Below are 16,165 nucleotides of genomic sequence, written 5' to 3'. Positions count from 1 at the left end.
ACGCCCACATTGGGGTTACTCGCCCCATCTCAAGGGGGGCTCAAAAAGGGCCGTACCCTCCCCCACCGGGTGTGCGGATGACGAAGACGTCGCCCGGCGCCATCTCCACCTGACCGATGTGGCCCAGCGCCTCGATCCGGCCGTCGGCCCGCTCGACGAAGTTCTCCCCGACCGCTCCCGGCTGGCCGCCGGCCATGCCGAACGCGCCCGACAGCCGCCCGTTGCTCAGGATCGAGGCTGTCATCGGCGTCAGGAAGCGGATGCGGCGCTCGCCGCCCTCCCCGCCGTGCCAGCGGCCCGCGCCGGACGATCCCTGACGGATGGCATAGCTGTCCAGCCGCACCGGGAAGCGGAACTCCAGCACCTCGGGATCGGTGAGCCGCGAGTTCGTCATGTGCGTCTGCACGACCGAGGTCCCCTCGAAGCCGGGCCCGGCGCCCGAACCGCCCGAGATCGTCTCGTAATACTGATGTGTCGCGTCGCCGAAGGTGAAGTTGTTCATCGTGCACTGGCCGGCCGCCATCACGCCGAGCGCACCGTACAGCGCGTTGGTCACGCACTGCGAGGTCTCCACGTTGCCCGCGACCACCGCCGCCGGGAAACGCGGGTTCAGCATGCAGCCCTCGGGCACGATCACGTCGATCGGCTTCAGGCAGCCCGCGTTCAGCGGGATCGCGTCGTCGACCAGCGTGCGGAACACGTAGAGCACCGCCGCCATCGTGATCGACTTCGGCGCGTTGAAGTTGTTGGGCTGCTGCGCGCTGGTGCCGGTGAAATCGACCGTGGCTCGCCGCGCCGCCGTGTCCACGGTCACGGCCACCTGGATGCGCGCGCCGTTGTCCAGCGGCAGCGTGAACGCGCCATCCTTCAGCACCGAGATCACGCGCCGCACCGAGGCCTCGGCGTTGTCCTGCACGTGCCGCATGTAGGCCTCGACGGTGGCGCGGCCGAACTGCGCCACCATCGCCTGCAGTTCCTGCACGCCCTTCTCGTTGGCAGCCACCTGCGCGCGCAGGTCGGCCAGGTTCTGCGCCGGATTGCGGCTCGGGTGCGGGCCGGAGCGCAGCAGCGCCTGCAGCTCGGCTTCGCGCAGCCGGCCCTGCTCGACCAGCTGGAAGTTGTCGATCAGCACGCCTTCCTCGGTGATGTCCTTCGAGAACGGCGGCATCGAGCCCGGCGTGATGCCGCCGATGTCGGCGTGGTGGCCGCGGCTGGCGACGAAGAAGCCGGGCGTCGCGTCGTCCTCGTCCAGGAAGACCGGCGTCACGACGGTGATGTCGGGCAGGTGCGTGCCGCCGTGGTACGGGTCGTTGAGCACGTAGACATCGCCGCGCTTCATCGAAGGGTTGCGCTCGATCACGGAGCGGATCGACTCGCTCATCGAGCCCAGGTGCACCGGCATGTGCGGTGCGTTGGCGATCAGCTGGCCCTGCGCGTCGAACAGCGCGCAGCTGAAGTCCAGCCGCTCCTTGATGTTGACCGAGTGAGCCGTGTTCTGGAGCCGCAGCCCCATCTGCTCGGCGATGTTCATGAAGAGGTTGTTGAAGACCTCCAGCACGACCGGGTCGGCCTCGGTGCCGAGCGCGCGCGTGCGGGCGCGGTCGCGGAAGCGCGTCAGCAGCAGGTCGCCGGAGGACTGCAGCTCGGCGCGCCAGCCGGCGTCGACCACCGTCGTCGCGTTGCGCTCGGCAATGATCGCCGGACCGTCGATGCGGGCGCCCGGGCGCAGGGACTCGCGGTGGTGGAGTTCGGCCTCGCGCCAGCCGGCAGGCGACTCGTCGGCCAGGCAGTACATGCGCACGCGCTCCAGCGGCTCGGGGCGGTGCGTGCTGGCGATCGCGGCCTCGGCCGGCGCCTCCAGCGACGCGCCGGCGGCGAGCGCTTCGACCGAGACCGCCTCGATCACCAGCGCGCGGTCCGGCATCAGGAAGGCGAAGCGTCGGCGATAGGCCTGCTCGAAGGCCTCGCGGATGGCGGCGATCGCCGCGGGCGCCGACCCATCGAGTGGCAGCGGGCAGGTCAGCGCCGTGTCGGTGCCCTGGTAGCGGACCTGCGCCCGCGCGATCGTGCGCAGCGCACCGGCGGGAACACCTTGCGACTCGAGCTCGCCGCCCGCCTGCGCGGCCAGCGAGGCCGCCGTCTCGCGCGCGGCGGCCAGGCCGCCGGCATCGAGCGCGCGTTCGATCGAAGCCTCGCGCATCGCGGTCTGGTCGGCCAGTCCCATGCCGTAGGCGCTGAGCACGCCGGCGAACGGATGCGCCAGGATGCGCGTCATGCCGAGCGCGTCCGCGACCAGGCAGGCCGCCTGGCCGCCCGCGCCGCCGAAGCACTGCAGCGTGTAGCCGGTGACGTCGTAGCCGCGCGCGACGGAGATCCGCTTGATCGCGTTCGCCATCGCGCCGACGGCGATCTGCAGCGCGCCGGCGGCGGCGTCCTCGGCCGTCATCGGCCGGCCGGCGGCGGACATCTGTCCCGCGAGGGCATCGAAGCGTGTCTTCACGACCGCGCCGTCGAGCGGCTCGTCCGCGCCCGGCCCGAAGACTTTCGGGAAATGCGCCGGCTGGATGCGGCCCAGCATCACGTTGGCGTCCGTCGTCGCGAGCGGGCCGCCGCGGCGGTAGCTCGCGGGACCGGGGTTCGCGCCGGCCGAGGCCGGTCCCACGCGCAGCCGCGCGCCGTCGAAGGCGATCACCGACCCCCCGCCCGCCGCCACCGTGTGGATGCTCATCATCGGCGCGCGCATGCGCACGCCGGCGACCTCGGTGTCGAAGGCGCGTTCGAACTCGCCCGCGAAGTGGCTGACGTCGGTCGAGGTGCCGCCCATGTCGAAGCCGATGACCCGGTCGTGGCCGGCCGCCTCCGCCGTGCGCACCATGCCGACGATGCCGCCGGCCGGGCCGCTGAGGATCGCGTCCTTGCCCTGGAAGCGGCGCGCCTCGGTGAGGCCGCCGGAGCTCTGCATGAAGAACAGCCGCACGCCGGGCATCTCGGCCGCGACCTGGTCGACGTAGCGCCGCAGGATCGGGCTCAGGTACGCGTCGACGACGGTCGTGTCGCCGCGCGGGATCAGCTTCATCAGCGGGCTGACCTCGTGCGAGACGGAGATCTGCGTGAAGCCGATCTCCTGCGCGATGCGCTTGGCGGCGAGCTCGTGCTCCGGCGTGCGCCAACCGTGCAGGAACACGATCGCGCAGGCGCGCAGGCCGTCGTGGAACGCGAACTGCAATTCGGCCCGCAGCGTGGCTTCGTCCAGCGGGGCGATCGCGCGGCCCTGCGCGTCGATGCGCCCGTCGGCCTCGATGACGCGCTCGTACAGCAGCTCGGGCAGCTGGATGTGGCGCTCGAAGAGCTTCGGGCGCGCCTGCGTCGCGATGCGCAGCGCGTCGCGGAAGCCGCGCGTCGTCACCAGCAGCGTGCGGTCGCCGCGGCGCTCCAGCAGCGCATTGGTCGCGACCGTCGTGCCCATCTTGACGCAGTCGACGCGCTCCGCCGTGATGGGCTCCCCGGCCTTCAGGCCGAGCAGGCGGCGGATGCCCTCGACCGCCGCGTCGCGGTAGTGCTCCGGGTTCTCCGACAGCAGCTTGAGCGTCTTCAGCGTGCCATCGGGGGCGCGTCCGACCAGATCGGTGAAGGTGCCGCCGCGGTCGATCCAGAACTGCCAGCGATCGGAGGAGGGGGTGACTTGCATCGTGAGGTCCAGGGAGTTCATTCAGGCGGCCGCGGGCGCGAGTTCGCGTCCTTGGGTTTCAGGCAACGCCAGCGCCGCGACGATCACCAGACCGTAGCAGAGCGCCGCCATCCATCCCAGCGTCTGCCCCAGCGGGTACTGCGTGCTGAAGCTGCCGATCAGCGCGGGACAGGCGGCGCCGAGCGCCCGTCCGATGTTGTAGCAAAAGCCCTGGCCCGAGCCGCGCACATCGCTGGGAAACAGTTCCGCCAGGAAGGCGCCCATGCCGGAGAAGATGCCCGACAGGAAGAAGCCCAGCGGAAAGCCCAGCATCAGCATCAGGCCGTCGGTGATCGGCATCTGCGTGTAGGCCAGCACCAGGATGCCGCCCATCAGCGCGAACAGCATGAAGCAGCGGCGCCGGCCGATCGCGTCGCTGAGCCAGGCGCTGGTCAGGTAGCCGGCGAAGGAGCCGGCGATCAGCACCAGCAGGTAGCCGCTGGTCCCCAGCACCGACAGATGGCGCTCGGTCTTGAGGAAGGTCGGCAGCCAGGTCGTCACCGAGTAGTACGCGCCCTGCATGCCGGTGGCCAGCAGGCTGGCGAGCACCGTGTTGCGCAGCAGCGCCGGCGAGAAGATGCGCAGGAAGTTCGCGCGCTGGCCGCGGGCTTTGGCGCGTTCCTGCTCGGCCAGGTAGACCTGCGGCTCATCGAGGTTGCGGCGGATGTAAAGGATCAGCAGCGCCGGCAGGATGCCGATCCAGAAGAGCACCTTCCATGCGGTCTCCGGCGGCAGCACCGAGTACAGCCCCCAGAACGCCACCGCCGATGCCGCCCAGCCGATGGCCCAGCTGCTCTGGACCAGCCCGGCGGCCTTGCCGCGGTGCTTCGCCTTGATCGTCTCCGCGATCAGCACCGAGCCCACCGCCCACTCGCCGCCCATGCCGAAACCCTGCATGGCGCGGGTGAAGAAGAGCTGCTCGAACGAGGTCGTGAAGCCGCTGAGGAAGGTGAACAGCGCGAACCACAGCACCGTCCACTGCAGCACGCGGACACGGCCGAAGCGGTCCGCGAGCACGCCCGCCGCCCAGCCGCCGACGGCGGAGGTCAGCAGCGCGCCAGTGGCGATCGCGCCGGCCTGGCCCTTGCTCATGCCCCAGGCCGCGATCAGCGTGGGGATCAGGAAGGTGTAGATCATGTAATCGAAACCGTCGACGCCGTAACCGGCGAAGGTTGCGGTGAGGGTGCGCCGCTCGGTCGGCGTGGTGTCTCTGAGCCACATGGTGCATCGTCTTTCTTCGGTGTCGACGCGTGGCGCCGACGGGGGACGGAGACGGCCGACGCCATGCACGGGGTGCGCGCGGCGGCCGGGACGGTACTGCGGAGGCATCCGATCAGGGACGGATCGGGAACGGATCGGAGATGGATCGGAGATGGATCGAAAACAGGCCGTGATCGGGCCGGGATCAGGTCGCGATGAGACCCTTGTTGAGGAGATCGGTGAGGAGCATGTGCCCGGGCGCATGCGTGATGCAGAACGGGGGGCGCGCGGCGGCGATGGCCGATTGCGGGGTGACGCCGCAGGCCCAGAACACCGGCAGCTCGCCGTCGCGGATGTCGACGGCGTCGCCATAGTCGGGACTGGCGATGTCGCGGATGCCGATACGCGACGGGTCCCCCACATGCAGCGGCGCACCGTGCACCTGCGGGAGCCTCGAGGTGATCTGTGCCGCGCGGATCGCGTCGGCGGCGGTCAGCGGCCGCATCGACACGACGGTCGGCCCGCGGAAGATGCCGGCCGGCGCAGTCGCGATGCTGGTGCGGTACATCGAGACGTTGCGCCCCTGCTCGACGTGGCGCAGCGGGATGCCCTCGGCCAGCAGCGCATGTTCGAACGAGAACGAGCAGCCGATGACGAAGGCGACCAGGTCGTCGCACCACCAGCGCATCACGTCGGTGGGCTCGTCGACGAGTTCGCCGTCCCGCCACACGCGATAGCGCGGCACGTCGGTGCGCAGGTCCAGGTCGGCGCCGAGCGCCGCGAGCGTCGGATCACCCGGCTCGGTCACGCCGAGCAGCGGGCAGGCCTGCGGGTTCAATGCGCAGTAGCGCCGGAAGTCGTCGGCCAGTGCCGCCGGCAGGATCGCGAGATTCGCCTGCACGAACTCGCTGGCCAGGCCGCTGGTGTGGCCGGTGAAGCCGCCGGCACGCGCGGCGCGCCGGACGTCGAGCGCGCTGGACAACGCGTCGAGATCGAGGAGATCGGTCGGGTGGCTCATGGCGGGATCGCGGTGGCTGTCTGACGATGGAGCGGATTGTGGAAGCCGACACCCCTCGCGATCCAACGCAAATTTTCCGCGCACCATCATCGATTTTTTCGATGAGCCCAGCAGTGATTCCGCTTAGCGCCGCGACGGCGCCGATGCCATGCGGGCTTTCCCGGTGGACCTGCCGGAAGCCTTCCCCGCGCCATGCCGCGCGACGTGATCCAGCGCGGAGTCGAGCACCGACTCGGTGAGCTGCGAACTCGGATCCTCGCGGTAGCTCGCATGGATCGGCAGCGGCACCAGGTCGGTGTCGCTGCGCAGCACGCGCAGCGAGGTCCGCTTCGCCAGCTGTTCCGCCACCGCCACCGGCAGCGTCGCGATGCCGAAGCCCCCTTCCACCAGCTGCACCATCGCCGAGATCGACGAGATCGCATGCACGCGCGGCAGCGGCAGGCCCGACTCCTGGAACATCTGCAGCAGCGCCTGGTGCGGCTGGGAGCCGCGCTGGAAGGTCAGCAGGTCGTGGCCCGCCAGGTCCGACAGCCCGTAGCGGCGTTTGGTGTGCAGGTCCGAGCGGCCGACGAATCCCATGGGCATCGAGGCCATCGCCCGCGTGCGGACGCCGCCGGCATCGGCCGCCGGAATCGCCGCGAAGACCAGGTCCTGCGCGCCCCGCCGCACCTGGTCGACCAGCACCGGCGAGGTCTCCACCGTCAGCTCGAGCTCGAAGTCCGGATTCGCCGCGCGCATCTCCTGCAGCCAGCCGGTGAGCCAGCTGTGCACCACCGACTCGATCGCGCCGATGCGCAGCACCGCCGGCCGGCCCGCGCCGCCGGTCCCGCCCATCTCCTCCTTCACCTGACGCTGCATGTCGAGCAGCCGCTGCGCCAGCGTCTGGAAACGCTGGCCGGCGACGGTCAGGCGGAACTGCTTGTCGCGCCGGTCCAGCAGCACGACGCCCAGCTCTTCCTCCAGCGTCGCGATCCGGCTCGACAGCGCGGACTGCGTGATGTGAAGCTTTTCCGCCGCGCGCGTGATGCTGCGCAGCGAAGCGGCCCAGTGGAAGGCTTCGACAAAGCGGAGGTTCATGGCGGCGGATTATGGGGATGCACGGACGTAAAAAAGCCGCCCCAAGGGGCGGCTTGAACATTGCAGGAGACTGAAGATTTACTTGTGATACGCGGTCTCGCCGTGCGAGCTGATGTCCAGGCCCTCGCGCTCTTCCTCTTCGGAGACGCGCAGACCGATCACCAGGTCGACCACCTTGAACGCGATCACCGAGACCACGCCCGACCACACGATGGTCAGCACGACGGCCTTGAGCTGCGTGAAGACCTGCGTGCCGATCGAGTAGGCGTCCGGCGCGATCGTCGCGGCGGTCACCCAGTCGCCGACGGCCGACGGGCCGCCCAGGCTCGGGCTGTTGAAGACACCGGTCAGCAGCGCGCCGACGATGCCGCCCACGCCGTGGACGCCGAAGACGTCCAGCGAGTCGTCCGCGCCCAGCAGCTTCTTCAGGCCCGACACGCCCCACAGGCAGGCGAAACCGGCGACCAGGCCGATCACCAGACCGCCGCCGATGCCGACGTTGCCGGCGGCCGGCGTGATGGCGACCAGACCGGCCACCGCACCCGACGCGGCACCCAGCATCGAGGCCTTGCCCTTGAGCAGCGCTTCACCGACGCACCAGGCCAGCACCGCGGCGGCGGTGGCGAACAGCGTGTTGATGAAGGCCAGCGCGGCGAAGCCGTTGGCTTCCAGCGCGGAGCCGGCGTTGAAGCCGAACCAGCCGACCCACAGCAGCGAGGCACCGACCATCGTCAGGGTCAGGCTGTGCGGCGTGAACGCTTCCTTGCCGTAGCCGATGCGCTTGCCGACCATGAAGGCACCGACGATGCCCGCGACCGCGGCGTTGATGTGCACCACCGTGCCGCCGGCGAAGTCCAGCGCGCCCCACTGCCAGAGCAGGCCGGCCTTGCTGTTCATCTCATCGACGACCGCCGCCGAGGCGTAGGCGTCCGGACCCATCCAGAACCAGACCATGTGGGCCATCGGCGCGTAGCTGAAGGTGAACCACAGCGTCATGAACAGCAGCACCGCGCTGAACTTGATGCGCTCGGCGAAGGCGCCGACGATCAGGCAGCAGGTGATGCCGGCGAAGGTGGCCTGGAACGCGGCGAAGACGATCTCGGGGATGTAGACGCCCTTGCTGAAGGTCGCGGCCGGCGCGAAGGTGCCCGCGACGTTGTCCCAGATGCCCTTCATGAACAGCCGGTCGAAGCCGCCGATGAACTTGTTGCCCTCGGTGAACGCCAGGCTGTAGCCGTACAGGGCCCACAGCACCAGGATCAGCGAGAAGGTCACCATGACCTGCATCAGCACGGACAGCATGTTCTTGCTGCGGACCAGGCCGCCGTAGAACAGGGCAAGACCCGGCACCGTCATCATGATCACCAGCAGGGTGGAGACCATCATCCAGGTGGTGTCGCCCTTGTTGATGACGGGCGGAGCCGCTGCGGCGGCGGACGCGGCATCGGCGGGGGCCGAGGCGGCCGGGGCGGCGGCCACCGGCGCCGTCGGCGCGGGGGCCTGCGCGGTGGTCTCGCTGGCGACGGCGGCGGGCGCGGAGGCCGCATCCTGCGCCATGGCCGCGGGGGCCAGGCTGGTGAAGGCTGCCGCGGCCAGGGCCAGGCAGGCGAGTAGTTTCTTCATGATCGGGACTCTCTTCGTTGGATCTTGATCGGCGGACGCGCGGAACTGCTGCGCGCGGGGACGGCGAAGGACTGCAGCGGACGGCTTCGCGGCCTCCCTCGGGGGCCGCGTCGGATCAGGGCTCGCTCAGAGCCCCCTCACAGGGCATCCTGGCCGGTCTCGCCGGTGCGGATGCGGATCACCTGGTCCAGCGGGGAGACGAAGATCTTTCCGTCCCCGATCTTGCCGGTGCGGGCGGCGTTCTCGATCGCCTCGATGACCTGCTCGACGACGGTGTCGGAGACCGCGGCCTCGATCTTCACTTTCGGCAGGAAGTCGACGACGTACTCCGCGCCGCGGTACAGCTCGGTGTGGCCCTTCTGGCGGCCGAAGCCCTTGACCTCGGTGACGGTCAGCCCCTGGACGCCGATGGCGCTCAGCGCTTCGCGCACTTCATCCAGCTTGAAGGGCTTGATGACGGCAGTGATCAGTTTCATGCGTAGCTCCTCAGAAGACCTTCTTGACGGACACGACCACACCGTTCTTGCCCAGGTCCTTGCCCTTGCCGCCGATGTAGTTGTCGTTGTTGGTGGCGACGAAGCCGAGGCCGAAGGTGAAGCCCTCCCAGTCCTTGTTCGCCGTCAGCGAGTAGTCCGTGTAGCTGAAGTCGCCGTTGTTCTTGACCTTCTGGTGGCCCACGTGCGGGGTCAGCGTGAAGCCGCCGCCGACGTCGAAGGTGGCGCTGAGGTCGAGGTAGCCGCTCTGCTTGGAGTCGGCGAAGCCGAACAGGTTGCTGATCGCGTGCGAGTACTTCAGCGTGGCGGGGCCGAAGGAGACGGCGCCGTAGAGCTCGTTGGTATTGGCGCTGGTGGGCAGCTTGTTGCTGGGGTAGTTGTAGCGCAGGAAACCGACGTCGACGGTGACGCCGCCGCCGACCTCGGTCTTGTAGCCGGCGTAGGTGTCGATCTCGATGTCGGCGTCACCGCCGCCGTCCTTGATCCACTTGATGGTGGAGGCCCAGGCGCCGATGTAGAAGCCGCTGGAGTGGGCGTAGTCCACGCCGCCTTGCAGGGCGGGCTTGAGGCGGGTCTGCGAGATGCCGCGATAGCGGTAGTCGGAGGTGACGCTGACGTTGAAGGACAGCGGATTGGTCTCCTCCGCCAGCGCCGGAAGGGCGATGGCGGCAATGGCGGCGACGGCTGCGGCACGGACGGCGGCGATGGGCTTCATGCGCGGGGACTCCTGATTGTTGGGGCGACTCTGGGCGACTGCTTCCAACGAGGCTTTGCAGCTTTTGTGCCAAGCATTCCCGGGCGAGCCCGCTCCCCCACATTTCCCTCCGACAGGGCCCCATTCCGGCTCACGCCGCGACGAACGGTTGCCGATACCGCCCCGTCAAGCGTCAAAGCGCACCAAATGCATGCGCGGATGGGGGATTGGTTAACCCTAGAAACGCCCCAACAGGGTGCTAGGCGTGAAATCGTTCGCTGCGGACACTGCGGACCTCAGGAACCGGAAGGGTGCGGAGGGGATGCGGATGTCAGGCGACGGAACAGGCGGCAAGTCCGACGGAGAGTCCAACGGAGAGTTGGACGGCAAGTCGAGTGGCGTGCAGATCCAGTGGCCCGTGGACCTGTCGCACATGCGGCCGGAGGACGCGGCGGAGTGGGTGGTGAAGCGGTACGGAGACGGTGCGATGCCGATCGTTCCGGAGCGGATCGCCAGGCGCATGGGCATTGAGGTATATGCCCTGACCGACGGGGATCGAAGCTCGGCGTATCCCGGCGCGGACGGCAAGTTCTGGATCGTGGTGGATGTCAGCGATCCGATCTACCGGCTGCGCTTCGCCATCGCCCATGCACTCGGCCACATCGTGCTGCGCCATGAATGTCCCCCACTTGAATCGTGGAACTCGTTCGCCAACGAAGCCCCCGATCCGCGGGACCAGGCCGCCAACCTGTTCGCCGCCAGCTTGCTGGTTCCCACTGAGAAATTGCGGTGGTGCGTCACCAGCGGATGGATGAGAAATGTCGACCAGATTGCCAAGACGCTGTGGGTTCCTCGCGGACTGCTGTCCTTTCGATACGGCCAGTTGCTCGATAGCCGATGAGCCTGCATCCCGCTCAAGCCGCTCAAGGAGCCGCACGTGCTCGACCATCCTCCCCCTCTTCAATCCTCCGATCTCGACAAGGTCAACACGACGACCGGCATTGAACTGCTGAAGGCGGCGACAGACACCATCGAGACGGTGCTCAAGGGCCTGCCCAAACGCTGAGGCGAGGCGACATCTCATGGCGATGTCCCTCTCCATCATCCACAGCCGGGCGCTGGACGGGCTGTCGGCCGCCGCGGTCGAAGTGGAAGTGCATCTGGCCAACGGACTGCCGAGCTTCACGCTGGTGGGGCTCGCGGACCTCGAAGTCAAGGAGTCGCGGGAGCGCGTGCGTGCCGCACTGCAGAGTAGCGGGCTGGAGTTCCCGGCGAACAAGCGCATCACCGTCAATCTATCGCCGGCAGACCTGCCGAAGGAAGGTGCGCGTTTCGACTTGCCGATCGCGCTGGGACTCCTCGCGGCCAGCGGGCAGATCGACGCGGAGATGCTCACGAACATCGAATGCGCCGGAGAACTCGGGCTCTCAGGTGAGCTGCGTCCGGTCAAGGGCGCGTTGGCGATGGCGCTCGCGCTGCGCGCGGCCAGGCTTGAGCGGGAGCTGGTCCTGCCTCGGGGCTGCGCCGAGGAAGCGGCGTTGGTGCAGGGACTCGTCGTGCGAGAGGCGGCGCATCTGCTCGACCTCGTGAACGCGCTGCAACCGCACAGCGAAGCGCCCTTGCCGCGCGTGCAGCGCGATCCGCCACCGCGCGGCGAGACCCCGCTCGACCTGCGCGACATCAAGGGACAGTCCGGACCGAAGCGCGCCCTCGAAATCGCGGCGGCGGGCGGCTTGAGCATCCTGTTGGTCGGACCGCCGGGCACCGGCAAGTCGATGCTTGCGCAGCGGCTGCCGACGCTGCTGCCGCCTCTATCGGAGTCGGAAGCGCTGGAGTCCGCCGCGCTGCTCAGCGCGAACGGGCAGTTCCGCCCGTCGATGTGGGCACAGCGCGCTTTCCGCGCGCCGCATCACAGCGCCTCGGCGGCCGCGATGATCGGTGGAGGCTCGCCGCCTCGCCCCGGCGAGATCACGCTCGCGCAGCACGGGGTGCTCTTCCTCGACGAGCTGCCCGAGTTCCAACGCATGTCGCTGGAAGCCCTGCGTGAACCGCTCGAGACCGGCCGCGTGCACATCTCGCGCTCGGCGCATCAGGCGGAGTTCCCCGCTCGCTTCCAATTGGTCGCCGCCATGAATCCCTGTCCCTGCGGGCATCTCGGCAATCCGACAAAGGCCTGCCGATGTTCACCGGACCAGGTCACACGGTATCAGAACCGTCTCTCAGGGCCGCTGCTGGATCGCATCGACCTGACCGTGGAGGTGCCCGTGTTGTCCCCGGCCATCCTGTCGGCGGCTGCGGATGGCGAGACCAGTGCCACGGTCGCGGCTCGCGTCGTCGCGGCGCGTGATCGCGCGGTGCGGCGCCAGGGGTGCTCGAATGCGATGCTGGCCGCCGGGCAACTCGACGGGCATCTGGGCATGTCGCCGGAGGGCGAAGCGATGCTGCATCGCGCGGCGGCGCGACTGGCCTGGTCCGCCCGCAGCTTCCACCGTGTGCTGCGCATCGCGCGAACCGTCGCCGACCTGGCCGACAGCGACGTCATCACAGCCTTGCATGTCTCGGAAGCGATCCAGTGGCGACGGGCACTGCCGGGGCGCAATGACTGACCCCTCATGCACGCCCTATGCAGGCCTTACGCACGCCTCACGGCGCCCGTCCAGAAACGACAAACGCCGGCATGGCCGGCGTTGTCGATGAGCGCGCGCGGAACCGCGCGGCGCTTATTGGCGGATCAGCTGACCTTCGCTGGCGCGCACGACGTCGCCGGCCTGCACGCCCGGGTCGTGGCTGAAGGTCATCGTGCGGTTGCTCTGGTCGGCGTTGCGCATCTTGACCACCCACACGGTCGTGCTGCGCTGGCGCTTCTCGATTTCGTTGCCGGCGTAGCCGCCCGCGACCGCGCCACCGACGGTGGCGATCTTCTTGCCGGTACCGCCGCCGACCGCGCTGCCCAGCAGGCCGCCGACCACCGCGCCGCCGACGACACCGATGCCGGTGCCTTGGCCCTGACGGGCCTCGGTGTGGACCGACAGCACCGTCGCGCAGGCCGAGCAGATGCGGGATTCGGACTGGGCGGAACCGGACGTGCCGTTGTTGTCCGCATAACCGGTCGAACCGCCGTCCCGCGGCGCCTGTTGCTGCGCCACGCGGCGCGAGTCGTTGGCCGGACGCTGCTGGACCGCGTCATCGCCGGAACGGCGGGCCGCCCGGGACTCGTCCGCGGCGTTGGCGCCATTGCGGTCGACGATGTTGCCCTGCTGCTCGGTCGCCGCCACCGGCGAATCGGGCAGGGACGGCGCCGCTTGACGCCCTGCGAAGAAGGCCGCCACGACCAGCACGGTCGCCCCAACGGCCCCAGCCGCGATCTTCTGATTGGTATTCAACGCCATGATTCACCTCTTATGGTTTTCCCCTAGCAACGGGGGATGGGCGAAGAATGCCACGCTGTTACAAGTCGCGGGGGCCGAAAACTGTCCCGTTTGTAAAGGGGTGAAACGCGGCCTGTAGGACAAGGCCGCATCCTGCGGTTTTCGTTGCGCCGGCGCGTCGCTGCCGCGTCGCAACAGCGCGGCGGCGGGTCAGCCGAGCAGCGGCGCCAGCGCCCGTTGCGCGTCCTGGTGGTCGAGCGCCATCCGGGCCGCCCAGTCCGCCACCTGATCGTCCCCGATGCGGCCGACGTTGAAGTACGCCGCCTCCGGATGCGCCAGATAGAAGCCGCTGACGCTGGCCGCCGGCGTCATCGCCATGCCTTCGGTGAGCGCCATGCCGATGTCCTCGGCCTGGAGCACGCGGAACATGTCCCGCTTGACCAGGTGGTCCGGGCAGGCCGGATAACCCGGCGCCGGACGGATGCCCCGGTAGGACTCGGCAATGAGCTCCTCGTTGCTGAGCGTCTCGTCCGCCGCATAGCCCCAGAGGTCCAGCCGCACGCGCTGGTGCAACCGTTCGGCGAAGGCCTCGGCCAGGCGATCGGCCAGCGCCTTCAGCATGATCGCGGAGTAGTCGTCCAGGTCGTCGATGAACTGCTGCTCCTTCTTGTCCACGCCCAGGCCCGCGGTGACCGCGAACAGCCCGATGTAATCCGGCACCGTGCCCTTGGCCGCGATGAAGTCGGCCAGCGCCCGGTTGGGCCGGCGCACGCCGTCGACGACCGGCCGCTCGGTCTGCATGCGCAGCCCGCGCCAGGTCATCAGCACCTCGGTGCGCGACTCGTCGCTGTAGATCTCGATGTCGTCGTCGTTCACCTGCGCGGCGGGGTACAGGCCCATCACGCCGCTGGCGGTCAGCCAGCGGCCCTCGATCAGCCGCTGCAGCATGCGCTTGCCGTCGCTGAACACGCGTTGCGCCTCGGTGCCGACGATCTCGTCCTTGAGGATCGCCGGGAACGGGCCCGCCAGGTCCCAGGTCTGGAAGAACGGGCCCCAGTCGATGCACTGCGCGAGCTCGGCCAGGTCGTAGTTGCGGAATTGGCGTTTGCCGATGAAGCGTGGCACTGCCGGCGTGTAGGTCGTGAAGTCGGCGCAGTGCTTGTTCGCGCGCGCCTGCGCCAGCGTCACCATCGGCGTCTGCTTCTTGTTGGCGTGCAGCTCGCGGACCTTCTCGTAGTCGGACTTCAGTTCGTCGATGAAACGCGTGGCGCGCTCGTCGGACAGCAGGTCCGAACACACCCCCACCGAACGCGACGCGTCCGGCACATAGACCACCGGGCCTTCATAGTGCGGCGAGATCTTGACGGCCGTGTGCACGCGGCTGGTCGTCGCGCCGCCGATCAGCAGCGGGATCTTCTTCATGCGGAAGTAGTCGTCGCGCTGCATCTCGGCGGCGACGTACTGCATCTCCTCGAGGCTGGGCGTGATCAGGCCCGACAGCCCGATGATGTCCGCGCCCTCGACCTTGGCCTTCGCGAGGATGTCCTGGCACGGGACCATCACGCCCATGTTGACGACCTCGAAGTTGTTGCACTGCAGGACCACCGTCACGATGTTCTTGCCGATGTCGTGCACGTCGCCCTTCACCGTCGCGATGACGATCTTGCCCTTGGAGCGCACGTCCTCGCCGGCTTCGGCCATCAGACGTTTCTCTTCCTCGATGTAGGGCACCAGGTGCGCGACGGCGGACTTCATCACCCGCGCGCTCTTCACCACCTGCGGCAGGAACATCTTGCCGGCGCCGAACAGGTCGCCGACGACGTTCATGCCGGCCATCAGCGGCCCTTCGATCACGTGCAGCGGCCGGCCGCCCTTGGCGAGGATGCCTTGCCAGGCTTCCTCGGTGTCCTCGACGATGAAGTCGGTGATGCCGTGGATCAGCGCATGCGACAGCCGCGCGGCGACGTCGCCGGCGCGCCAGGCCAGCTTGGCGCTGTCGTCCTTGGCGGCGCCCTTGACCGTCTCGGCCACCTCGAGCAGCCGCTCGGTCGAATCCTCGCGGCGGTTCAGCACCACGTCCTCGACGCGCTCGCGCAGGTCGGCGGGGATCTCGTCGTAGACGCCGACCATGCCGGCGTTGACGATGCCCATGTCCATGCCGGCCTGGATCGCGTGGTACAGGAACACCGTGTGGATGGCCTCGCGCACCGGCTCGTTGCCGCGGAAGCTGAACGACACGTTGGACACGCCGCCGCTGACCTTCGCGCCGGGCAGGTTGCGCTTGATCCAGCGCGTCGCCTCGATGAAGTCGACGGCGTAGTTGTTGTGCTCCTCGATGCCGGTGGCGATCGCGAAGATGTTGGGGTCGAAGATGATGTCCTCGGGCGGGAAGCCGATCTCGTCCACCAGCATCCGGTAGGCGCGGGTGCAGATCTCGATCTTGCGCTGGTAGGTGTCGGCCTGTCCGGTCTCGTCGAAGGCCATCACCACCGTGGCCGCGCCGTAGCGGCGGATCAGCTTGGCCTGGCGGCGGAACTCCGCCTCGCCTTCCTTCAGCGAGATCGAGTTGACGATGCCCTTGCCCTGGATGCACTTCAGGCCGGCCTCGATCACCTCCCACTTGGAGGAGTCGATCATGATCGGCACGCGCGCGATCTCGGGCTCCGAGGCGATCAGGTTGAGGAAGCGCACCATCGCGGCCTTGCTGTCGAGCATGGCCTCGTCCATGTTGATGTCGATGACCTGCGCGCCGTTCTCGACCTGCTGGCGGGCGACGCTCAACGCGGCCTCGAACTCGCCGTTCAGGATCAGCCGCGCGAAGGCCTTCGAGCCGGTGACGTTGGTGCGCTCGCCGATGTTCACGAAGAGCGTGCCCGCGCCGATGTTCACCGGCTCCAGGCCGGAGAGCTTCATCGGCGGCACGGCGACGGGCGTCGCGCCCTGCGCGGCGGACAGGTCGGGGGC

12 protein-coding genes are annotated in these 16,165 nt (G+C 68.8%); 3 read left to right on the top strand and 9 right to left on the bottom strand.

Annotated elements, in window-relative coordinates:
- Positions 1–40: 40 nt before the first annotated feature.
- From AC07OZ_RS11120 to AC07OZ_RS11090, 7 genes are all read right to left on the bottom strand, one after another.
- Complete coding sequence (locus AC07OZ_RS11120; RefSeq protein WP_495467189.1) at positions 41–3,688, bottom strand: hydantoinase B/oxoprolinase family protein; 3,648 nt, start codon at positions 3,686–3,688, stop codon at positions 41–43.
- Between the two features lie 21 nt (positions 3,689–3,709).
- Complete coding sequence (locus AC07OZ_RS11115; RefSeq protein WP_495467188.1) at positions 3,710–4,948, bottom strand: MFS transporter; 1,239 nt, start codon at positions 4,946–4,948, stop codon at positions 3,710–3,712.
- Between the two features lie 184 nt (positions 4,949–5,132).
- Positions 5,133–5,945, bottom strand: a complete 813-nt coding sequence (locus tag AC07OZ_RS11110) for a putative hydro-lyase (protein ID WP_495467187.1) — start codon at positions 5,943–5,945, stop codon at positions 5,133–5,135.
- A 123-nt stretch (positions 5,946–6,068) separates the two neighbouring features.
- Complete coding sequence (locus AC07OZ_RS11105; protein WP_495467186.1) at positions 6,069–7,022, bottom strand: LysR family transcriptional regulator; 954 nt, start codon at positions 7,020–7,022, stop codon at positions 6,069–6,071.
- Positions 7,023–7,100: 78 nt separating this feature from the next.
- Positions 7,101–8,645: an ammonium transporter gene (gene amt, locus AC07OZ_RS11100; RefSeq protein WP_495467185.1), complete on the bottom strand. Its 1,545-nt coding sequence runs from the start codon at positions 8,643–8,645 to the stop codon at positions 7,101–7,103.
- A 137-nt stretch (positions 8,646–8,782) separates the two neighbouring features.
- Positions 8,783–9,121, bottom strand: a complete 339-nt coding sequence (gene glnK, locus AC07OZ_RS11095) for a P-II family nitrogen regulator (RefSeq protein ID WP_067279313.1) — start codon at positions 9,119–9,121, stop codon at positions 8,783–8,785.
- 10 nt (positions 9,122–9,131) lie between these two features.
- On the bottom strand, positions 9,132–9,854 hold the full coding sequence (locus tag AC07OZ_RS11090) for a TorF family putative porin (protein WP_495467184.1): 723 nt from the start codon (positions 9,852–9,854) through the stop codon (positions 9,132–9,134).
- Between the two features lie 244 nt (positions 9,855–10,098).
- Here AC07OZ_RS11090 and AC07OZ_RS11085 point away from each other — a divergent pair, with 244 nt between their 5' ends.
- The 3 genes from AC07OZ_RS11085 to AC07OZ_RS11075 are packed head-to-tail and all read left to right on the top strand — an operon-like array spanning position 10,099 to position 12,439.
- On the top strand, positions 10,099–10,734 hold the full coding sequence (locus AC07OZ_RS11085; RefSeq protein ID WP_495467183.1) for an ImmA/IrrE family metallo-endopeptidase: 636 nt from the start codon (positions 10,099–10,101) through the stop codon (positions 10,732–10,734).
- 36 nt (positions 10,735–10,770) lie between these two features.
- The gene (locus AC07OZ_RS11080; protein ID WP_495467182.1) at positions 10,771–10,899 is read left to right on the top strand and encodes a hypothetical protein; all 129 of its coding nucleotides are present in this window, start codon (positions 10,771–10,773) and stop codon (positions 10,897–10,899) included.
- A gap of 22 nt (positions 10,900–10,921) precedes the next feature.
- Positions 10,922–12,439, top strand: coding sequence for a YifB family Mg chelatase-like AAA ATPase (locus tag AC07OZ_RS11075; RefSeq protein WP_495467368.1), 1,518 nt, complete (start codon positions 10,922–10,924; stop codon positions 12,437–12,439).
- 114 nt (positions 12,440–12,553) lie between these two features.
- Here the strand turns inward: AC07OZ_RS11075 and AC07OZ_RS11070 are convergent, their stop codons facing one another.
- Together AC07OZ_RS11070 and metH are read right to left on the bottom strand one after the other, a co-directional pair.
- Complete coding sequence (locus AC07OZ_RS11070) at positions 12,554–13,222, bottom strand: glycine zipper 2TM domain-containing protein (protein ID WP_495467181.1); 669 nt, start codon at positions 13,220–13,222, stop codon at positions 12,554–12,556.
- Between the two features lie 189 nt (positions 13,223–13,411).
- The gene (metH, locus tag AC07OZ_RS11065; protein ID WP_495467367.1) at positions 13,412–16,114 is read right to left on the bottom strand and encodes a methionine synthase; all 2,703 of its coding nucleotides are present in this window, start codon (positions 16,112–16,114) and stop codon (positions 13,412–13,414) included.
- Positions 16,115–16,165: the final 51 nt, after the last annotated feature.

The organism is Roseateles sp. GW821-FHT09G03 (assembly GCF_059416045.1).
This window is presented reverse-complemented; position numbering and strand designations above follow the sequence as displayed.